Source organism: Stenotrophomonas sp. TD3 (genome assembly GCF_001939825.1).
GTDB lineage: Bacteria > Pseudomonadota > Gammaproteobacteria > Xanthomonadales > Xanthomonadaceae > Stenotrophomonas.
Genome location: NZ_MOYM01000001.1, coordinates 1,781,632 through 1,802,294, shown reverse-complemented (window position 1 = coordinate 1,802,294; position 20,663 = coordinate 1,781,632). Strand labels below are relative to the sequence as shown.

Genomic DNA, 20,663 nt, shown 5'->3' with positions numbered 1-20,663 from the left:
GAAGTGTTTGCAGAGCTCGCCAGTCTGGAATCAGGCAGCTTCTGGTTCCGGGCGCGCAATCAGCTGCTCGTCTGGGCGTTGCGCCGCCATTCTCCGGATCTGCGTAGCTTCCTGGAGATAGGCTGCGGAACCGGCTTCGTTCTCGATGGGATTGCCCAAGCATTTCCCGGAGCGAGGATTGCCGGCAGCGAGATCCTCAGCGCTGGCCTGCCCTTCGCTGCGCGGCGGATGGCATCGGCGGACCTGTTCCAGATGGACGCGCGGCGGGTCCCGTTCGACACTGAATTCGATGTCATCGGTGCATTCGATGTCCTTGAACATATTGAAGAGGATGAGTCTGTCCTCTCTGAAATACATCGTGCGCTGGTGGCTGGGGGCGCCGCTATCTTTACCGTGCCGCAGCATCAGTGGCTGTGGAGCAGTATTGATGAGCACGCCTGTCATGTGCGGCGCTACCGTACCGGTGAGTTGCGGGAGAAGCTGATTCGTTCGGGCTTCCAGGTAGAGCTGGAGACGTCTTTTGTCAGTCTGCTGCTGCCGATGATGCTCGCGTCGCGACTCTCCAGGAAGGATGTACCGGAGCAGGACGCCAATGCGGAGATGCGTCTGCCCCGGATCCTCAATCAACTGCTGCTGGGCGTGATGGCCGTGGAGCGGGGCCTGATCAAGTCCGGCATCCGGTTTCCCATTGGTGGAAGCAGGCTGGTGGTTGCACGCAAGATCAGCTGAGTTCGTGATCCGGGTTGGTGCGGAGCGGCGTCAGTGCGCGTAGCCCGGAATCTGCTGCAATGACGCGACGAACCTTTCCCAGGTAAAGCTGCTGACGGCGTTCGACTGTGTCTGGATCCACTTCGCCCGGGTAGCGGGATCCATCAGGTTGCGTACTGCTACAGAATAGTCCACCGCGGAAGCGTTGGCCGGGACCAGCATGTCTGTCGGAATCAAGTCGCTGATGCCGCCAATCTGCGGCGCAATCACCGGAATGCCGGATGCCGTTGCTTCGAGCAACACGTTCGGAAGACCATCCCAGCAGCTGGTGTAGATGTACGCCAAGTGCTCCGGACCAACAATGTCCGAGAACCGCTCATAGCTGCCGCGAATGCTCACGTTGCTCAGCGCTTTCAGCCGACGCAGGTTTTCGTCATCCACGGACAGTGCTGCGCCATGGACATCCCAGTGAAACTCCGGCATGGAGGACGCGAGTTCCACAAGGAGATCCGGACGTTTCTGGCGTTCAAGGCGGCTGGCCCAGAGCAGACGCTTCGGGTTGATGCTCCGGTTGGGGGGCAATGATGGTACTTCCGGTGCGGGGAAATGAACCACTTGAAACAGCGATGGATCGACGCCGATCGAGTCGCACCATGCGGTCGGTGACGCAGCGTTGTCGGTGATGACCGCATCCAGCCACGGCAGACACGTGGGCAGGAATTGCTGGGCAAGACCGGTACGGCGACCATCCGCTTCGAACTCATCGCAGTACAGGGAGGCGAACACTCGTGTTTTCTGCCGGATGGCCTTGCCAAATCGCTGCAGCATCCGCCACCCGGTATGTGAATTGATGATATGGATCCTGGTGGGGGCCAACTGGACAAGAAGGCGTGCCAGCACGACCTCGGGCTCACCATGGGGAAGGCTCAGCGTTGCCAGTGAGTGGCCGCATTCCACAAAGGGCGTGGCGTCATCCAGACGGTTGGCCCAGGGAGAGTCGCCGGGCTCAGTCGCAAGTACCAGGACGCGTTGGCCGAAGGCTTCGTGCAATGCTCGGGCATGGTGTAGAGCGCCAAGATCGGCCCCCCCCCGCTTGAGCCATGGAATCAGCAGAACCGTATCAAACTGTCGGTTGCCGATGCTGCGCCGCAACTGTTCATAGGCATGACCCGCCTGCGTCCAGTGCACGGGGGTCAGGAATGCCTGTGGACGTTGATCGAGAACTATCTCCGGGGCGAGCAGGGGGTCGACTGTGACCGAGAGGTCGCGCAGATCCTGAACCGCCCAGCTGGGCAGCATCTGCATATGCTTTTGCGGTGCTCGCAATGTTCGACGAACCAGCAATGACGCCGCAGAGGTTGGCCAGTGTCCTGATGGATGAATCCACCGGGCACATGCAAGAAGCCATGAAACCAGGGAGCTTCTCGCGCTTTCCGGCAACCTGGTCAACAACAGCCGGTCCGTCAGGGTGTAGGCGTCCCGGAGAAGATGGCGGATATTGCTCATTGCAGATCGAACAGGCGTGTTGGAGGAATGAGCGCATTCTGGCTGGCATGCGCATTGTTCAACGAGCCAGAGCGCTTTTTCCTGACGTAGTGGACTGTCCGCTCGGCAATCACGTGAGCATGCCCCCGGGCATAGGTTTCGCAGTTCCAGTGCCAGTCTTCGAACCCGAAACCCGACTCGCCTGGACGCGCCTTCGCATAGGGCAGCTCGAGGTAGATCTCGCGGCGCGCGAAACTGCAGGCGTTCCAAGGGTTGACGGTAAGCATGCAGGCTGGATCGAAGTCCACCGCGTCGCTGCCGGTCTGCCACCACAAGCCGGTCTCTGCCTCGAACGTCACGATCAGTTCGGGATGGAGGATGGCTGATCCGGGAAGCGCTTCTGCGCGCTGATGGCAGCGGATGAGGAAATCGGCGGATAGGTAGTCGTCCCCATCGCAGATCAGGATTCGCGCGCCGGACGAGGCGAGCACAGCTTGGTTGCGTGACAGCCCCAGATCTCCGCAATCCAGATGCAGGACGCGGTCCACGCACCCGTTGGCGAGGTGAGAATGGACGATGCGCGTGGTTTCCTCGTCTGCGCGATCCAGGGTCGCGACGACTTCCAGCGAGATGCCTGCGCTGTTTGCAGCCATCCGGCAGCGCTGCAGCGAAAGAAGACTCTTGTGAGCCAACAGCGCCTCGCGGTGGAAGGTGATGATTGCTGTTACGTCATGGAGGGTAGTGGGCAGCATCGACCATTCACGCCTTCATGGAGTCGACCCGCATCTGCCATCGCCACGCGTCGACGCACATCTGGTCAAGGCCCAGCGATGGCGTCCATCCAAGGAGCTCACGGGCAACGGATGGGTCGGCAAAACACGAGGCAACATCACCCGTGCGGCGTTCGACGATCCTGAGCGGAATCTGACGGCCGCTGGCGCGCTCGAAGGCCGCAACCACTTCCAGTACGCTATGACCTTGCCCGGTGCCCAGGTTGACGGTGATGCTGCGTTCGTTGCGCGCGAGGAACTCGAGCGCCTTGACATGCGCCTGCGCGAGGTCGACCACGTGGATGTAATCACGCACGCCCGTGCCATCGACGGTCGCATAGTCGCTGCCGAAGACCCGCAGATACTCGCGCTTCCCGCTTGCGACCTGAGAGATGTATGGCATCAGGTTATTGGGAATGCCGTGGGGGGCCTCGCCGATCAATCCGGAGGGGTGGGCGCCCACCGGATTGAAGTAGCGCAGTGAGGCAACGCTGAAGCTTGGGGTGGACGCCGCGAGATCTTCGAGCATGTGCTCGCAGATCAGCTTGGATCGCCCGTAGGGATTGGTGGTGCGGGTATTGGCCGACTCCGGGATGGGACACTGATCTGCCTCGCCGTAGACGGTGGCCGACGAACTGAATACGAACCTGTCTACACCGCAGGCCTGCATGGCCTGAAGAAGCGAGATCGTGCCGGTTACGTTGTTGTCGAAGTAGTCGAGCGGGCGTTCCCAGGATTCACCGACGGACTTCAATGCGGCGAAGTGGATGACCGAGTCGATGGAGTGCTCGCGGATCACACGCTCCAGCAACGCTCGGTCGCGAACGTCTCCCTGGACGAAAGCGGGCACCTTCCCCGAGATGGTTTCGATGCTGGCAAGTACCTCGACACCGCTGTTGGCGAGGTTGTCCAGGATTGTCACTTCATGCCCGCATGCCAGCAGCTCCACACTAGTGTGGGAGCCGATGAAGCCGGTTCCTCCAGTAACCAACACATTCATCTTGAAATACCTATCAGAGTGGATCAGCTTGCATTCAATCGGGGCTTGCACCTGAGTCTGCAGCAGGAGCAGCTCAGTGCATGCATATCACGACCTCGTCTCCCTGCTTGTGCAGGGAGCTGGGTGCAGGATACTTGGCCGAGGTTGAACACAGTCCAGAGAACTCGGGCGCCAGGCGGACGTTCTGGTCGCGGCCGGTCGCTTCGTCGAACAGTGGATCCAGTGCCCAATCAACGCCCAGTGCCGAGATGTTCATGTCGCCCTGAGCGATACTTTGGGCGATTTCATGCGACCAGGTCGGACCCACGATTGCCAGCTTCGAAGCCGCCTCAGGATACTTCTCGGTCGCGAGGAGCGCCATTTCCCTTGCCTGCATCTGGTCCCAACGATTGAGCCGTTGCTGATTGAACAGAATCGACTGACTGTGCGCGGAAAAGATGCAGCCGCTGGTGATGAGAAGAATGCCGGCGAGAGTGACGCGGGGATTGCTGGTGGGGATCAGCACTGAAACAGCCGCTGCCAGAGCGAAGGGGACGGCGATCAGGGTGCGGGGAACGGGCCACCAGGTCACCGTGACAGCGATGGGAATGAGCGCTGCGACGGTGGCGGCAATCAGAACAACGACTGCCAGCCAGGCTGAACCCTTGGCCGTGCCCAGGCGGGCCACCAACAGGACAATGAAGCCGGCGGCTGCGAGTGCTTTTGCGGGCCATGCGGCAACAGTTTCGGATTGTGCCCAGAGAACGGTAACCAAGTGCGTCAGCTCGGTCCAGCGCTGGGTCAGCAGCTCCACGGGAATCAGCTCCGAACGCCCCGTTGCTGGAACACCAGCCGTGACGAGCACCAGCTTGGCCACGAGCATGTTGCAGAGGATCAGCACAATGCCCGCCACTGCGGCGTGGACAGGCGGCGCGAGCCAGCCTTGTCTCCGCAGGAATCCCAGGCCGAGGCCTGGCGGAAGCCCGTGCTGGAGGCGGCGGACGTGCACACACAGCACGGCAATCGACAGGAAGCAGACTGCAAGCTGGTTGAACCCCATGACCAGAGTGGCCACCAGGACACTGGCAATGAGATGGGAGACCCTCACCGTTCCTGCCCCGAGCGCGCCCCGGTACAGCCGGAGTGCCAGCCACATGCCGAGGAAAGTCAGCGACATCGGCAGCGCGGCCTGGCGATAGGAAACGTACTCCGTATAGTAGGGATGGGCGCCCAGCAGGGCGCCGAGGCCGATGGCGATGGTGGCCGTGCCCTTGGGCGGAAGATCAAGCGCATCCCTGAAGAACAAACCGCTGAACACTGCTGTCGCAGCCAGTCCGATGGTGGAGAAGCTCGACATCGTCAGGTTGCAGGCATGCAGGATCACATCCATCAGTGCGCTGCCGTAGCGTCCCTGCGAGATGAAGAATCCGGCAAGGCTATTGTCCCCGGCCGCCCGGACGATCGCATAGTCATCCAAAGAGTAGCCCGGCATGAAACCTACGAGTTTCGATACCAGGAAAAACGCATAGTAGGCAAGCAGGAACAGCGTCCCTGCCCGCAGTTGGCCAACAACCGGTGGCAGGGCGTGTTGTCCTTCGTCCAGCATCGGGCTGGAGTGCGCAGTGGTGCTCTCGTGCGCCATCGTCAGGTGCCTTGCGCGATCGTGGCATCCGCTGCTGCCAGGACCTGATCCAGCTGCTGCTCGAGGCCAAGCCAGAGCGGCATGCGTACCAGGCGGTTGCTGATGTCGTCGGTTACTTCCATCGTTCCAGCCACGCGTCCCAGGCGTTCTCCGGCGGGAGAGGAGTGCAGTGGGATGTAGTGGAAGACCGTTTGCACTCCGCGCTCGCGCATTCCGGCGATGAAAGCAGTGCGCGCCTCCAGGCTTGGCAGCAGCAGGTAGTACATGTGTGCGTTGTGCGTGCACTCGGCCGGAATGATCGGGCGACGCAGTTGCCCCGCAGCTTCGTAGGGCTCGGCCCACGCGTGGTAGCGGTCCCAGATGGCAAGCCGGCGCGCAGTGATTTCTTCGGCGTCATCCAGCTGGGCATTCAGGAATGCCGCGATGATTTCGCCGGGAAGATAGGATGAGCCCACGTCGACCCATGTGTACTTGTCGACCTGTCCGCGGAAGAAGCGGCTCCGATTGGTACCTTTCTCGCGGATGATCTCCGCACGCTCGCCGAAGGCGGCGTCACGGCACAGTAGAGCGCCGCCTTCGCCGGAAATGACATTCTTCGTTTCGTGGAAACTGAACGCGCCAAGTTGGCCAATCGTCCCCAACGCATGTCCCTTGTAGCTGGACATGATGTCCTGGGCTGCGTCCTCAACAACATTCAGTCCGTGTCGTTGCGCGATCTCAATGATCGTATCCATCTCACACGCCACGCCCGCATAGTGGACAACACAGATGGCGCGGGTACGCGGAGTAATCGCCGCTTCGATCAGGGCCTCGTCGATGTTGAGAGTGTCGCTCCGTATGTCGACGAATACCGGCACCGCACCACGCAGTGCGAAGGCGTTTGCCGTCGACACGAACGTGAAGGAGGGCATGATCACCTCATCACCGGGTTCCAGATCCAGCAGAAGAGCGGCCATTTCCAGTGCTGCAGTGCACGAGTGGGTGAGCAGAGCACTCGCAGCGCCCGTGCGTTCCCGCATCCACTGGTGGCATTTCTTTGTAAACGGACCGTCTCCCGAAAGATGGCCATTGGCGTGCGCCTGGCCGATCATGGGAAGTTCCTTGCCGGTCATGAACGGGCGATTGAACGGAATCATGAGGTCTCTTTGGTGTGAGCAGTTGATATCAGCCTTGGCTGATGATGATCAGGCCGGCGACAACGGTCGCCAGGCCAATCGCCTTTGATAGGGTGAAAGCTTCGCCAAACAGCGGAATGGCCGCAACGCAGACGATCAGGAAGTTCAGTGCCATGAATGGATAGGCACGACTAAGTTCCAGTCGCGAAACCGCCAGCATCCAGCAAAGGGATGCAGCGAACGCCGCGACAAAGGCGGAAATCACCCAGGGCTGAAGGAGCAACTGGATGACAGGAGGGAGTTTGCCCAGCCACCCGGCCGTCGTTGCCTGGTACGAACTTGCCTGCCATTTGATGACGAGCTGACCATAGCTGGTCAGCACAATCGTTGCGGCGACCATGAACCAGGGAAAGAAAGGAGTTGCGGGGTTCACGGCCTGCTCCGTTGTGCAGCCAGGCGGCGGTCGATATGGAACGTATCGTACGCTCTCGCCAGCAACAGCCCGGCACGCGCCCATTGTCGCTGCACGGTGTAATTCCAGATCTGGGTGGAGATACTCAGGCGCACCAGGCCAGCTTCTGCATAGTGGTGCAGCAGGTGGCGCAGCAGCGTGCCGTAGTGACCTCGTCGCTCGAAAGCGGGGTGGACTGCATTGAGTACGATCTCCACGCCACCGTCCTGGACATCGCAGGTAGCGAAACCAGCGGCATCGTCGCCGTCGAACACCAGCCAGGTATCGCTGGTTGTGTCGGACGGGTCGGCACGGCTTTGGGCCCACTCGATGTATCCGTCCAGAATCTGTGCAGCGGGCAATAGCGGATTGGCCGCATAGTGGGCCCGGTAGTTCTGGAAGCCTGCGGAGGCGATGCCGCGAATTGCCTCAAGGTCGCTCAGTTGCGCGCGGCGAACATTGGGAGCCGCTTTTCCCGCAGAAGCTGGCAGCCGCACTTCATAGTAGACAAGGGTGTCAGCGTGGAGCAGTACTTCGCCCTGCTGGATCAGCGCATTGGGGACCTCGTTGCTGCCCGCCGGAAAGCGGGCAATGATGAGGTCGGCCGGGGAGGCGATAATGGCCTCGACCATGGGCGCCGCAGGCGTATCGATCCCGAGGTTCGCGCGCTCGACGTGGATCGCGAATCGATTCGAGTCCAAGGGCGAGTAGTTGAGCAAGGTCTGTTCAGGCATTGTCGTTGCTCCAGGAGTCACGCCAGATCAGGTACTGCGGGCGTCTCTTGGTCTCGTTGTGCATGCGACCGACATAAAGGCCGACCACCCCGATGCTGGCCATGAGGAAGCTTCCCACCAGCCAGACCGAAGCCAGGATACTGGTGAATCCGGCGACTCGAACATCGCCCATGAGGTAGCGATACACGGCGAATGCTGCAACGCATAGGCCCACGCCAGCGAGTGCGAAAGAAGCGGACATGACCAGTCTCAGCGGCTTGTCCGAGAATGAAAGGGCGATCCGGGTCGCCATCTGCAGCAGCTTGCTCAGCGTGTAGCTGCTCTTGCCCACGGTGCGCTCCCCGTGTACCACGGGGGTACGAACCGTCCGAAAGCCCGTCCATCTGGCAAGCAGAGGAAGGAATCTGTCCGTTTCCGGCATCGCATTCATCGCGTCGATGACTTTGCGGCTGTAGGCGCCGAAGTTGGCGGTGCTTGGATCGTAATTGGTATCGGTCAACCAGCCCAAAGTACGGTAGAAGGTGCGCGAGCCTGCCTGCTTGAACCAGGTGTCCTGACGTTCAATGCGTTGTCCGAGGACGATCTCGACATCTTCCTTAAGCTCGGCCAGAAGCGTGGGAATCTCCTCAGGTATGTCCTGCAGGTCACAGTCCATCACAATCATGGCCCTGCCTCGGGCTCGTGCGATTCCAGCGCTTATCGCGGCGTGTTGCCCAAAGTTCCGTGAAAGCTTGAGCCCTCGTACCTCGGCATGGAGTTGAGACAACTCCAGGATGCGTTCCCATGCCTGGTCTGGGCTGTTGTCGTCGACGAAGATGATTTCGACTGTTCTGCTCTCATTCTTGACCGCAGCCAGGACCCTTTCGGTCAGCTCTTCCAGGCAGCTTGAGCATCCGTAGACCGGAATGACCACGGATACGTCCGGGACGAATGAGAAATCCCGAGACGGTGCCTGATTCAGGACGGTCTTTGACATGGGCTTTGACGGTTGCGGAGACACGCTGGTAAGGGGTCCAATGGCCGGAGCGGGAAGAGCATCGGCCGCACTAGGCGGCCGATGCAGCAAAGCCTACTATTTCACAGCGTAACCTTACAGCGCCTTTTCCAGCTCAGGCAGGATCGCGAACAGATCCCCGACCAGGCCGATATCGGCAATCTCGAAGATCGGCGCATCGCCGTCCTTGTTGATCGCGATGATCGTGCCGGCATCCTTGATACCGGTCAGGTGCTGGATCGCACCGCTGATGCCTACGGCCACATACAGATCCGGCGCGATGATCTTGCCGGTCTGGCCGACCTGCAGGTCGCTGGGCACGTAGCCGGCGTCAACTGCGGCGCGCGAGGCACCGACGGCGGCACCGAGCTTGTCGGCCAGCTGGAAGATGACCTTGAAGTTCTCTTCCGAACCGACGCCGCGGCCACCGGAGACCACGCGCTTGGCGCTCTGCAGGTCCGGGCGGTCGCTGGCACCAGCGGCGAGCCCGACGAAGCGGGTGTGGGTCGGCAGGGCAGCATCGACGCTGGCCGCTTCGATGGCGGCGGTGCCGCCCTGGGCGGCTTCCGGCCACGAGGCGGCACGCACGGTGGCGACCACGATCTGCCCGGCCGGGGCTTCCACAGTGATGATGGCGTTGCCGGCGTAGATCGGGCGCTTGAAGGTATGGCTGCCCTCAACGGTCATCAGGTCGGAGACCTGGTTGACGCCGAGCAGAGCGGCCACGCACGGCATCAGGTCCTTGCCGAAGGTGGTCGACGGGCCGAACACGTGGGTGTAACCCTTGGCCAGCTGCGCGATCTGCGGTGCGAGCACCTGGGCGATGGCTTGCGCGTTGGCGGCGTTGGCCACGGTCAGGACCTTGGCGACGCCAGCGATCTTCGCGGCCTCGGCGGCGACGGCGGTCGGGTCGGCGGCCAGCACCAGCACGTCGATGCTGGCACCGCTGATGGCGGCAGCAGCGCTGACAGTCTTGGCGGTAGCGGCGTTGAGCTTGCCGTCGTGGTGCTCGGCGATGACGAGAATCCTGCTCATTACAGCAACCCCTTCTGCTTGAGTGCGGCAACCAGTTCGGCCGCGTCCTTGACCATCACACCCTTGCTGCGCTTGGACGGCGCGGCGTACTGGGTGGTCTTGAAGGTATCGGCGGCTTCAACGCCGAGGTCGGCCAGCTGCAGGGTCTCCAGCGGCTTGGCCTTGGCTTTCATGATGTCCGGCAGCTTGATGAAGCGCGGCTCGTTCAGGCGCAGGTCGGTGGTGACCACGGCCGGCAGATCGACTTCCAGCGTTTCCAGGCCGGCGTCGACTTCGCGGGTCACCGTGGCCTTGCCGTCGGCAATGTCCAGCTTGCTGGCGAAGGTCGCCTGCGGGCGGCCCCACAGCGTGGCCAGCATCTGGCCGGTCTGGTTGGCGTCGTCGTCGATCGCCTGCTTGCCGAGGATCACCAGGTCCGGCTGTTCCTTCTCGATCAGCTTGAGCAGGGTGCGGGCGGCGGTCAGCGGCTGGATGGCCTGGTCGGTGACCACATGGACGGCACGGTTGGCACCCATGGCCAGGCCGTTGCGCAGGTGCGCCTGGGCGTCGGCCGGGGCGATGGTGGCGACCACGACTTCGCTGGCGATGCCCTTGTCGCGCAGGCGCAGGGCTTCTTCCAGGGCGATTTCGTCGAAGGGATTGGGGGACAGCTTGACGCCGTCGGTGACCACGCCGGAACCGTCCGGCTTGACCTGAATGCGGACGTTGTAGTCCACCACGCGCTTGTACGCGACGAGGATTTTCATCTGGTACGGGGTCCTTCAATAACGGAGAGAACGTCCGGTCCTCGCACAGCAACCGGTTCGGGGGTGGGATCCCGATTCTAGCTGGCTTGAGGGGACCATGCGAATGCGTATGGTTGTGCTGCGGTGCCGCAAAAACTTTCGGAGTGCTGCGCTTCGTTCACGGTGTGAAGGCAGTCGTGAAGGTGGCCCCGATGTATCCTGTCCAGCTGAATTAGGTTGCTGCTGCGACCCACATGATTGATCAACAGGAGATCAGGTAGTGCCCACATGGCTTGTCACCGGCGGTGCCGGATTCATTGGCGGTAACTTTGTTCTCGAAGCGGTCGCCCGTGGCATCACGGTCGTCAATCTCGACGCCCTGACCTACGCCGGCAACCTGAAGACCCTGGCCAGCCTGGACGGCAACCCGAACCATGTGTTCGTGCACGGCGATATCGGTGACAGCACGCTGGTGGCGCGGCTGCTGGCCGAACACCAGCCGGATGCAGTGCTGAATTTTGCCGCCGAGAGCCATGTCGACCGTTCCATCGATGGCCCGGGTGCGTTCATCCAGACCAATGTGGTGGGCACTCTGGGACTGCTGGAAGCCGTGCGCGACTACTGGAAGTCGCTGCCGCCCGAGCAGGGCGCCGCCTTCCGCTTCCTGCACGTGTCCACTGACGAGGTGTACGGCACCCTGGGCGAGACCGGCAAGTTCAGCGAAACCACCCCTTACGCCCCGAATTCGCCGTACTCGGCGTCGAAGGCGGCCTCGGACCACCTGGTGCGCGCGTTCCACCACACCTACGGGCTGCCGGTGCTGACCACCAACTGCTCCAACAACTACGGCCCGTACCACTTCCCGGAGAAGCTGATCCCGCTGGTGATCGCCAAGGCCCTGGCTGGCGAACCGCTGCCGGTGTACGGCGATGGCAAGCAGGTGCGCGATTGGCTGTTCGTGTCCGACCACTGCGAAGCCATCCGCACCGTGCTGGCCAAGGGCCAGGTCGGCGAGACCTACAACGTCGGCGGCAACTCGGAAAAGCAGAATATCGAGGTGGTGCAGGCCATCTGCGCTCTGCTGGACCAGCGCCGTCCGCGCGCGGATGGCCAGCCGCGCAGTAGCCAGATCACCTATGTCACCGACCGCCCCGGCCATGACCGCCGTTATGCGATCGATGCCTCCAAGCTGAAGAACGATCTGGGCTGGGAACCGGCCTACACCTTCGAGCAGGGCATCACCTTCACCGTCGACTGGTACCTGGACAACCAGGAATGGGTCAACGGCGTGCTGGATGGCAGCTACCGCCTGCAGCGCATTGGCACCACCGCCTGAACCCAGGAGACACCATGACCCAGCGTAAGGGCATCATCCTCGCCGGTGGTTCCGGCACCCGGCTTTATCCGATCACCAAGGGCGTCAGCAAGCAGCTGCTGCCGGTGTACGACAAGCCGATGATCTACTACCCGCTCAGCGTGCTGATGCTGGCGGGCATCCGCGAGGTGCTGATCATCAATACCCCGTACGAGCAGGCGTTGTTCCAGCAGTTGCTGGGCGACGGTTCGCAGTGGGGCATGGACATCCGGTACGCGGTGCAGCCGAGCCCGGATGGCCTGGCCCAGGCTTACCTGATCGGACGTGACTTCGTCGCCGGCAAGCCGAGCTGCCTGGTGCTGGGTGACAACATCTTCCACGGCCACGGCTTGCGCGAAGTGCTCAAGCGCGCCGACGAACGCGTCGACGGCTCGACCGTGTTCGGCTACTGGGTGAATGATCCGGAACGTTATGGCGTGGCCGAGTTCGACCAGAGCGGCAAGGTGATCGACCTGGTGGAGAAGCCGGAAAAGCCGCGCTCCAATTATGCGGTGACCGGCCTGTACTTCTATGACGGCAAGGCCAGCGATTACGCGGCCGAACTGAAGCCGTCGCCGCGTGGCGAACTGGAGATCACCGATCTCAACAAGCGCTATCTGGCCGAAGGCAACCTCCACCTGGAAGCGCTCGGCCGTGGCTATGCCTGGCTGGATACCGGTACCCACCAATCGCTGCTGGAGGCGTCCAATTTCATCGAGACCATCCAGACCCGTCAGGGCCTGCAGGTCTGCTGTCCCGAGGAAATCGCGTTCGGCAAGGGCTGGATCAACGCTGAGCAGTTGCAGGCCTTGGCCGCACCATTGATCAAGAATGGCTATGGCCAGTACTTGAACAAGCTGGCTGAACGGGGCGTGGTGCCGTGAAGATCATTGAAACGTCATTGCCGGGATGCTGCGTGATCGAGCCAGCAGTATTCGGCGACGAACGCGGTTTCTTCTTCGAAATCTGGAACGCGGAACGCTTTCAGGAGCAGGGGTTGCCAGGCAGTTTCGTGCAGAGCAATGTCTCTTCCTCCGCGCGCGGCGTCCTTCGCGGATTGCATTATCAGTGGCCGCATCCCCAGGGCAAGCTGGTCAGCGTTCTGGAAGGCGAGGTGTACGACGTCGCGGTTGACATCCGCCGCGGCTCGCCGACCTTCGGCCGTTGGGAAGCGGTGGTGCTGAGCGCTGAAAACAGGAAGCAGTTCTGGATTCCGGAAGGCTTCGCCCACGGATTTGCCGTGTTGTCCGAGCGCGCACTGTTCAGCTACCTGTGCACGGATGTCTACGTCAAGGAAGCGGATGCAGGTATACGCTGGAACGATGCCGACATCGCCGTGGACTGGCCGGTCAGCGCACCGACATTGTCGGCCAAGGACGAGAATGCGCCGTTCCTGAAGGACATCGCCGAGGATCGCCTGCCGGTCTACCTGCCATGACCGTGCTGGTGTTCGGTGGCAACGGCCAGGTCGGCCAAGAGCTGCTGCGCGCGCTGGCACCACTGGGCAAGGTGGTCGCGACCACCCGCAGCGGTCAACTGCCCGACGGAAGTGCCTGCGAAACAGCCGATTTCGACCAGCCCGACAGCCTGCCGGCAGTGCTGGACCGCGTGCAGCCGTCGCTGGTGGTCAATGCGGCCGCTTACACCGCCGTTGACCGCGCCGAACAGGACGTTGATGCTGCCTTCGCTGCCAATGCGCAGGCGCCGGGCGTGATCGCGCGCTGGTGCGCGGCGCACGGCGTGCCGTTCGTGCATTACTCCACCGACTATGTGTTCGATGGTCAGGGCAGCGTGCCCTACCGCGAGGACGAGCCGACCGCACCGCTGGGCGTGTATGGCACCAGCAAGCGTGACGGTGAAGACGCGGTGCGTGCGGCCGGTGGCCGCCATCTGATCTTCCGGACGGCGTGGGTGTACGCCTCGCACGGTGCGAACTTCCTGCGCACCATGCTGCGCGTGGGCGCCGAACGCGATGCGTTGCGGGTAGTGGCCGACCAGATCGGTACGCCGACGCCGGCCGCGCTGATCGCCGATGTCACCTTGCAGGCGCTGCAGCATCCGGGGCAGCTGTCCGGGACCTGGCACCTGACCGCCAGCGGCCAGACCAGCTGGCACGGTTTTGCCGAAGCGATTTTTGCCGAGGCGCTGGCGACGGGAGTATTGGCCAAGGTGCCGTCGGTTGAAGCGATTGCAAGTTCCGAGTACCCGACACCGGCCAAGCGCCCGGCTTGGTCGGTGCTGGACAATCGCAAGCTGCAGCAGGATTTCGGCATCGTTCTGCCGGCTTGGCAGGACGGTCTGAAGCGGGTGATGGCGGAGATTGCCTGACCCGGCAGGTGACGTGCCGACCAACGGTCGGCACCCACCCCGACCAACGGTCGGCACCCACCCCGACCAGCGGTCGGCATGCACCCCGACCACCGGTCGGCATGCACCAGCGGGTTCCGGGTCAGCTCCGCCCGTAGGTATCCTCGAACCGCACGATGTCATCCTCACCCAGATAGCTGCCGGACTGCACTTCGATCAGTTCCAGCGGCAGCTTGCCCGGGTTGCGCAGGCGATGGGTCACGCCCAGTGGAATGTAGGTGCTCTGGTTCTCGCTGAGCAGGATCACTTCATCGCCACGGGTCACTTCGGCGGTGCCGCTGACCACGATCCAGTGCTCGGCGCGATGGTGGTGCATCTGCAGGCTCAGCGTGCCGCCGGGCTTGACCGTGATCCGCTTGACCTGGAAGCGCTCGCCGTTGTCGATCGAATCGTAGGCACCCCACGGGCGATAGACCTTGCGATGCCAGGTGGCCTCGCTGCGGCCTTCGGCCTTGAGTTGCGCGACTACCGTCTTGACGTCCTGCATGCGGTCGGCCTTGCCGACCAGCACGGCATCGTCGGTTTCCACCACCACCACATCGTCCAGCCCGACCAGCGCCACCAGGCGTTGTGCGTAGGCATAGGTGTTGCGGCAGTCGATGGCGATCACGTCGCCCTGGTGGGCATTACCATCGCCGTCCTGCTGCGAGACATCGCGCAGCGCGGTCCACGAACCGACATCGTTCCAGCCTGCATCCAGTGGAATCACCACCGCATCGGCGGTCTTTTCCATCACCGCATAGTCGATCGAATCGGACGGAACGGCAGTGAAGGCGTCCTTGTCCAGGCGGGTGAAATCGGCATCGTGACGGGCCTGCTGCCAGGCCTGGCGGCTGCCGGCCAGCATGGCGGGCTGGAAACGTTCCAGCTCCTGCAGGTAACGCGAGGCCTTGAACAGGAACATGCCGCTGTTCCAGTAGTACTGGCCGCTGCTGACGTAGCCGGTGGCGGTATCCAGGTCCGGCTTTTCAACGAAGCGCTCGACCGCGCGCAAGCCCTGGCCATCGGCGGCCTTGATATAGCCGTAGCCGGTTTCCGGGCCGGTCGGCACGATGCCGAAGGTGACCAGCTTGCCGGCTTCGGCGGCGGCAGCGGCGGCCTGTACGGCGCTGCGGAACGCAGTCTCGTTGGTGATCACATGATCGGAGGGCAGCACCAGCAGCAGAGCGTCGGCACCGTCGCGGGTGGCTTCCAGCGCGGCCACCGCGATCGCCGGGGCCGTGTTGCGGCCGACCGGCTCAAGGATGATCGCGGCCGGCTCGGCGCCAACCTGCTGCAGCTGCTCGGCGGCGACGAAGCGATGCTCTTCGTTGGCGATCACCAGCGGTCCACGCGCAGCGATCGGGGCGACGCGCTTCCAAGTGGCCTGCAGCATCGTCAGTTCGCCCGCCAAGGGCAGGAACTGCTTCGGATACGCCTCGCGCGAAAGTGGCCACAGGCGGGTACCGGATCCACCGGACAGGATGACGGGCTGGATGCTGCTCATACGTTCCTCGGTTACTGCTGGATCAGGCGGGAGATGTCGTCAGTGCGTGCCTGCATCAGCGCTGCATCGCCGCGGGCTTCAACATTCAGGCGCAGCAGCGGCTCGGTGTTGGAGCTGCGCAGGTTGAAGCGCCAGTCGCCAAAGTCGGCGCTGATGCCATCGGTGTGGTCCAGCGTGGGCGACTGCGTGGCGAAATGCTCCATCACGCGCGCGACAGCGGCCTTGGCATCGGCAACCTTGAAGTTGATCTCGCCACTGCACGGGTAGGCGGCCATGCGGTCTTCGACCCAGTCGGCCAGCGAGCGCCCGCTTTCGGAGACCAGCTGGGCGATCAGCAGCCACGGGATCATGCCGGAGTCTGCATAGGCGAACTCGCGGAAGTAGTGGTGGGCGCTCATCTCGCCGCCGTACACCGCGTCCTCGGCGCGCATCTTTTCCTTGATGAAGGCGTGGCCGCTCTTGCACTGCACCGGCACACCGCCGGCCTGCTCGACCATGTCCACGGTGTTCCAGACCAGGCGCGGGTCATGCACGATCTTGCCGCCCGGGTTGCGCGCCAGGATCGCCTTGGCCAGCAGGCCGACCAGGTAGTAGCCCTCGATGAAGCGGCCGGTGTGGTCGAAGAAGAAGCAACGGTCGAAATCGCCATCCCAGGCAATGCCGAAATCGGCGCCGTGTTCGCGCACCGCATCGGCGGTGGCGGCGCGGTTCTCCGGCAGCAGCGGATTGGGAATGCCGTTGGGGAAGCTGCCGTCCGGCTCGTGGCAGATGCGGATGAACTCGAACGGCAGGTGCGGTGCCAGCAGATCGACGATGGCACCGGCGCCACCGTTGCCGGCGTTGACCACCAGCTTCAGCGGCCGCAGCTTGCCGGCATCGACATAGCTCAACAGGTGCTGGATGTACGCGCTCTTGTCGTGCTGGGCGCTCTGCCCGGCGCGCGGCGGCTGCGCCTCGGACGTATCGGCGGCGACCGCATCGGAAATCGCGAACAGGCCGGTATCTGAGCTGATCGGGCGCGCGTTTTCCTTGACCAGCTTCATCCCGTTGTAGTCCATCGGGTTGTGGCTGGCGGTGACCATCACGCCGCCGGCCGCGCCCAGATGGTCGGTCTGGAAATAGACTTCTTCCGTGCCGCACAGGCCGATGTCAATCACCTCGCGCCCGGTACCGCGCAGGCCTGCGGCCAATGCGTCCTGCAGCGCGGGGCTGGTCAGGCGCACGTCGTGGCCCAGTACCACCGGGCCCGGCGCAAGCTGTGCCGCCAGTGCCACGCCGATGCGGCGCGCCAGGTCTTCGTTCAGTTCTTCCGGCACGCGGCCGCGAATGTCATAGGCCTTGAAGGCGGGCAGGGGCATCGATCGGATCCTGGATGAGGTCAGCGCCGTAGTTTACGGCCATGGATGTGTGGGAACCGTTTTCCGGAAACGCCGCCCCGGGAACAGTCATCGGAACGACAGGTACTTGTGGCCGAAGTAGCTGGAGACCACCGGCACCGCCACGCCCACCACGTGAGCAATCTCCAGGCGCAGCACGTCCACGCCCAGCCATGGCAGCAGGTGGTAGGCCAGCACGGTGGAAACCAGCCAGGTCTGGGCCACCGCGAACAGGTTGACCAGCACGAAGTAGAACGCCGAGTGGTGCAGGGGGCGGGTGCTGCCGGAAAACACCAACCAGCGGGTCAGCACGAAGGCGGTGACCATGCCGGTGATGTAGGCGGCGATGATCGCCGGGGTGAACGACATCCAGTGGCTGTAAAGCATCCGCGACAGGATGTTGGCCAGCGCAGCGATGCCGCCGGCCAGCAGGAACAGCAGAAACGGGCGGGACAGGGTCACGCCACCGCCTCACGGGCCATGGCACGCCCGAAGCCGATGCTCTCGGATATGCCGCGGTCTTCTGGGTAGTAGTGCGAGGTATCGGCCACCCACAGTCCTTCCACCGGCAGCCGGCGCGGCGGCAGCCGGTCCAGGAAGCCCGGTTCGCAGATCGGCTGCGCGTGGCGGTAGCGGCTGACCCGCACGTCGATGAAGTCATCTGCGCCCAGCTGCGGATTGATCATGCACAGGTAGCGGCGCACCTTGTCAGCGAACACGTCGTCGCTGTCGCCATAGCGCTCGTGCTCGCCGGGCATGTAGAACGGCACGTAGACGATATGCGCATCCATCGGGCGCAGGTTGGTGTATTCGACGATGCCGGGGATGTCCATGTCCGGGTCGTTGGTGTTGACCCAGAAATTGGCCGAGACCGGCCTGCGCAGCTTGGCGATCACGCAGACCACGGCAATGTTGTTCAGTGCGCGGAACTTCGCCAGGATCGCCTCCGGCAGATCCGGCGCCAGGCGTGGCACGAACGGCAGCGGTACCGTGGAAATGATCTTGTCGAAGGCCAGATGCTCGCCGCCGACCTGGACGCCGCGCACGCGGCCTTCCTCGATCACGATGCGTTGCACCGGGCTGGACAGCCGCACCTCGCCACCATGGCGCTGGATGTCCGCATGCAGGGCATCGAGCAGGGTGGATGAACCGCCTTCCAGATACCCCAGCTTTTCGCGCATCAGGCTGTAGCGGGAGCGGCCGATGCGCCGGATCCGGCTCCAGATCCATGCCGCGGACAGATTGCCGGCATAGTCGTAGAACTTGTAGTCGAACAACCGGCGCCACAGCGTTTCATAGGCTTCGGCACCGACCCAGCGGCGGATCCACGACGAAGCCTCAACGTGGTCCAGCGGGCGCCAGTCGTTGCGTCGCGTGCACAGGAAGGCATGCAGGCCGTAACGGATCTTCGCCACCAGCCCCAGGCCCTTGAAGCGCAGCAGGGCGATCGGGTTGCCCCAGGCCTGCAGGCGCTTGCCGAACCAGTAGCCCATGCGGGTCTCGGTCCAGCGCATGCGTGCGCCTAGCCCCAGCTCGTCGAGCACGGTCAGGAAATCATGGTCTGAGGTGCAGTGGAAGTGGTAATAGCGTTCGATCGGCATACCGCCGAAGTCGAAGCTCGCGGTCATCCCGCCGACGCGGTCATCGGCCTCGAATACCACGGGCTGGTGCCCGTCTCGGGCCAGCTGGTAGGCCACGGCCAGGCCCATCGGGCCCGCGCCGAGAACAGCGATGCGCTCGCTCATGATCAGAACTCCAGGGCGATATCGCCGTACTCGGGGTCGTTGAAGGTGGCGTCGATGGCCTGCGCGAAGGGCGTCGGCCGTACATCGAAGATGGAAGGCCAGTCGATGACTTCGAACTCGTCATGGGCCACCAGTGCCTGCAGCTGCGCAGCGGTGAATGGCGGGTCGCGGTCGAACAGCGCCCAGATCCTCAGCAGCAGGTGGAACAGGCGGTAGGGGATGTGCAGCAGCAGGGTGCGGGCACGCGTGCTGTGCCTGATCTGGCGGATGATGTCGACGTAGTCGACCTTCTCCAGGCCGGTGATGTTGTAGCGCTGGCCAGCAATCCGCGAACGCAGGCAGCTGGCGATGATGGTGGCGAAGTCGCCGGCGTACAGCGGCTGGCGCATGTAGCGGCCATCGCCGGGAATCGGGAACACCGGAACCTTGCGCATGAAACGCGACAGCCAGCCCAGGTGCTTGCGGTCGAACCAGCCGAACATCAGGGTCGGGCGCAGGATGACCGCAGGGATGCCACGCGCGGCTACAAGTTGTTCCTGCTCGCGCTTGGTGCGGGTGTAGTCGTCGTCGGCCACCGAACAGACCACCGAGGAGCTGATGTGCACCGTGTAGGGCACGGCGTGGCGCTCGATGGCATCGAGGATGAGGTCGGTGGCAGTGATGTTGTTGCGCACGAATGGCATGGGGTCGGTGCCGCCGATCTGCGCCTGCAGCATCACCACGGCATCGGCTTCGGCGAAATGGTGCTCCCAGGCGCCTGGCTCTGCCAGGTCGGCGTGTTCGGTCACCACGTCCGGATGCATGCGTGCCAGCACCGCGAGATTGGCGGCGTGCTTGTCGATCACCACCAGCCGGCGGTAGCCCTGGCGCTTGAGGATGGCGACCAGGTTCTGGCCGACCAGGCCGGCCCCGCCGGGAATGATGATCTTCTGCTCCAGCACGGAGTCCGTTGCAGTGCTCACAGCGAGATCCTGTTGAAAAGGGCCTGGGGCAGCAGGCGGATCACCATCATGATCAACCGCCAGAAGCCCGGGGTATACAGCACCGGGGTGCCGCGACCAATGCCAGCGATGATGCGGCGCGCGACCTGGTCCGGCGTCGCCCACAACGGGCCCTTGCGCAGATGAGCCGTCATCGGCGTGTCGACGAAGCCGGGGCGGATGTCGACCACCGCCACACCCTGCTTGGCCAGGCGTTGGCGCAGGCCACTGAGGCAGGTGCTGACCGCCGCCTTGGCGGCGCCGTAGACGTAGTTGCTCTGGCGGCCGCGGTCGCCGGCCACCGAGGTGATCACCGCCAGCGCGCCGCTGCCAGCATCGGCCAGGCGATTGGCCACGGGCCCCAGCAGGGCCAGGGTCGAGGTGCCGTTGGTGGCGAACTCGGCCATGCAGGTCTCCACCGAGGCCTCGCAGGCAGCCTGATCGGGCAGCGTGCCATGCGCGACCAGCACCACGTCCACCCGTCCCAGCGCCTGCCAGGCCTGTGCCAGCAGATCGGCGTGGGCAGCCAGGTCGTTGATGTCCATGGAGTGGGTGTGCGTGGCACGCGCACCGCGCACGCGCAGGTCGTCGGCGATGGCGGCCAGCCGGTCGGCGCGGCGCCCGACCAGGAACAGTGATGCACCGCGCGCGGCATAGCGCCGGGCGACGGCTTCGGCAATCGCGGACGTGGCGCCGATGATGAGGACGTTCTGCATG

21 protein-coding genes are annotated in these 20,663 nt (G+C 63.5%); 5 read left to right on the top strand and 16 right to left on the bottom strand.

Features of this window, described 5'->3' with window-relative positions; translation table 11 throughout:
- Positions 1-3 precede the first annotated feature (3 nt).
- A complete protein-coding gene (locus tag BKE09_RS08455) occupies positions 4-729 on the top strand; it encodes a class I SAM-dependent methyltransferase (protein WP_206120588.1) in 726 nt (241 codons plus the stop codon).
- Between the two features lie 30 nt (positions 730-759).
- Here BKE09_RS08455 and BKE09_RS08450 read toward each other — a convergent pair whose 3' ends face one another.
- The 10 genes from BKE09_RS08450 to BKE09_RS08405 all read right to left on the bottom strand — a co-directional run bounded on the left by BKE09_RS08450 (position 760) and on the right by BKE09_RS08405 (position 10,659).
- Positions 760-2,013: a glycosyltransferase family 4 protein gene (locus tag BKE09_RS08450; protein WP_075675444.1), complete on the bottom strand. Its 1,254-nt coding sequence runs from the start codon at positions 2,011-2,013 to the stop codon at positions 760-762.
- 197 nt (positions 2,014-2,210) lie between these two features.
- Positions 2,211-2,945 (bottom strand): glycosyltransferase family A protein, encoded by a 735-nt coding sequence (locus tag BKE09_RS08445; protein ID WP_075675443.1) that lies wholly within the window; start codon positions 2,943-2,945, stop codon positions 2,211-2,213.
- A 7-nt stretch (positions 2,946-2,952) separates the two neighbouring features.
- Complete coding sequence (galE, locus tag BKE09_RS08440) at positions 2,953-3,963, bottom strand: UDP-glucose 4-epimerase GalE (protein WP_075675442.1); 1,011 nt, start codon at positions 3,961-3,963, stop codon at positions 2,953-2,955.
- Between the two features lie 73 nt (positions 3,964-4,036).
- Entirely contained in the window at positions 4,037-5,584 is a 1,548-nt protein-coding gene (locus BKE09_RS08435; RefSeq protein ID WP_075675441.1) for a glucosyltransferase domain-containing protein, read from the bottom strand.
- 2 nt (positions 5,585-5,586) lie between these two features.
- Positions 5,587-6,720: a dTDP-4-amino-4,6-dideoxygalactose transaminase gene (gene rffA, locus BKE09_RS08430; RefSeq protein WP_075675440.1), complete on the bottom strand. Its 1,134-nt coding sequence runs from the start codon at positions 6,718-6,720 to the stop codon at positions 5,587-5,589.
- A gap of 28 nt (positions 6,721-6,748) precedes the next feature.
- A complete protein-coding gene (locus tag BKE09_RS08425) occupies positions 6,749-7,132 on the bottom strand; it encodes a hypothetical protein (protein WP_240502890.1) in 384 nt (127 codons plus the stop codon).
- Positions 7,129-7,884: a GNAT family N-acetyltransferase gene (locus BKE09_RS08420; protein WP_075675439.1), complete on the bottom strand. Its 756-nt coding sequence runs from the start codon at positions 7,882-7,884 to the stop codon at positions 7,129-7,131. The genes BKE09_RS08425 and BKE09_RS08420 overlap by 4 nt, the downstream gene beginning before the upstream one ends.
- Complete coding sequence (locus tag BKE09_RS08415) at positions 7,877-8,860, bottom strand: glycosyltransferase family 2 protein (protein WP_075675438.1); 984 nt, start codon at positions 8,858-8,860, stop codon at positions 7,877-7,879. Before BKE09_RS08415 ends, BKE09_RS08420 begins: the two co-directional genes overlap by 8 nt.
- A gap of 114 nt (positions 8,861-8,974) precedes the next feature.
- Positions 8,975-9,913: an electron transfer flavoprotein subunit alpha/FixB family protein gene (locus tag BKE09_RS08410; protein ID WP_075675437.1), complete on the bottom strand. Its 939-nt coding sequence runs from the start codon at positions 9,911-9,913 to the stop codon at positions 8,975-8,977.
- Positions 9,913-10,659, bottom strand: a complete 747-nt coding sequence (locus BKE09_RS08405) for an electron transfer flavoprotein subunit beta/FixA family protein (protein ID WP_014035896.1) — start codon at positions 10,657-10,659, stop codon at positions 9,913-9,915. The genes BKE09_RS08410 and BKE09_RS08405 overlap by 1 nt, the downstream gene beginning before the upstream one ends.
- A 259-nt stretch (positions 10,660-10,918) precedes the next feature.
- On the opposite strand from BKE09_RS08405, the gene rfbB reads away from it, so the two are divergent.
- From rfbB to rfbD, 4 genes are read left to right on the top strand one after another with little or no spacing between them, the layout of a single operon-like run.
- Positions 10,919-11,974 (top strand): dTDP-glucose 4,6-dehydratase, encoded by a 1,056-nt coding sequence (gene rfbB / locus BKE09_RS08400; protein WP_075675436.1) that lies wholly within the window; start codon positions 10,919-10,921, stop codon positions 11,972-11,974.
- Positions 11,975-11,988: 14 nt separating this feature from the next.
- Positions 11,989-12,876, top strand: coding sequence for a glucose-1-phosphate thymidylyltransferase RfbA (rfbA, locus tag BKE09_RS08395; RefSeq protein ID WP_075675435.1), 888 nt, complete (start codon positions 11,989-11,991; stop codon positions 12,874-12,876).
- Positions 12,873-13,430, top strand: a complete 558-nt coding sequence (rfbC, locus tag BKE09_RS08390; RefSeq protein WP_075675434.1) for a dTDP-4-dehydrorhamnose 3,5-epimerase — start codon at positions 12,873-12,875, stop codon at positions 13,428-13,430. Before rfbA ends, rfbC begins: the two co-directional genes overlap by 4 nt.
- On the top strand, positions 13,427-14,320 hold the full coding sequence (gene rfbD / locus BKE09_RS08385; RefSeq protein WP_075675433.1) for a dTDP-4-dehydrorhamnose reductase: 894 nt from the start codon (positions 13,427-13,429) through the stop codon (positions 14,318-14,320). The genes rfbC and rfbD overlap by 4 nt, the downstream gene beginning before the upstream one ends.
- A gap of 121 nt (positions 14,321-14,441) precedes the next feature.
- Here rfbD and BKE09_RS08380 read toward each other — a convergent pair whose 3' ends face one another.
- From BKE09_RS08380 to BKE09_RS08355, 6 genes are all read right to left on the bottom strand, one after another.
- Positions 14,442-15,845, bottom strand: a complete 1,404-nt coding sequence (locus BKE09_RS08380; RefSeq protein WP_075675432.1) for a mannose-1-phosphate guanylyltransferase/mannose-6-phosphate isomerase — start codon at positions 15,843-15,845, stop codon at positions 14,442-14,444.
- A gap of 11 nt (positions 15,846-15,856) precedes the next feature.
- Positions 15,857-17,203 carry a phosphomannomutase gene (locus BKE09_RS08375; RefSeq protein ID WP_075675431.1) on the bottom strand — a complete coding sequence of 449 codons (1,347 nt, stop codon included), beginning with the start codon at positions 17,201-17,203 and terminating at the stop codon, positions 15,857-15,859.
- A gap of 87 nt (positions 17,204-17,290) precedes the next feature.
- Entirely contained in the window at positions 17,291-17,683 is a 393-nt protein-coding gene (locus BKE09_RS08370; protein WP_075675430.1) for a GtrA family protein, read from the bottom strand.
- Entirely contained in the window at positions 17,680-18,966 is a 1,287-nt protein-coding gene (locus tag BKE09_RS08365) for an NAD(P)/FAD-dependent oxidoreductase (protein WP_075675429.1), read from the bottom strand. Before BKE09_RS08365 ends, BKE09_RS08370 begins: the two co-directional genes overlap by 4 nt.
- A gap of 2 nt (positions 18,967-18,968) precedes the next feature.
- Positions 18,969-19,928, bottom strand: a complete 960-nt coding sequence (locus BKE09_RS08360; protein WP_206120587.1) for an NAD-dependent epimerase/dehydratase family protein — start codon at positions 19,926-19,928, stop codon at positions 18,969-18,971.
- Positions 19,925-20,662, bottom strand: coding sequence for an SDR family oxidoreductase (locus tag BKE09_RS08355; RefSeq protein ID WP_075675428.1), 738 nt, complete (start codon positions 20,660-20,662; stop codon positions 19,925-19,927). Before BKE09_RS08355 ends, BKE09_RS08360 begins: the two co-directional genes overlap by 4 nt.
- Between the last annotated feature and the right edge of the window lies 1 nt (position 20,663).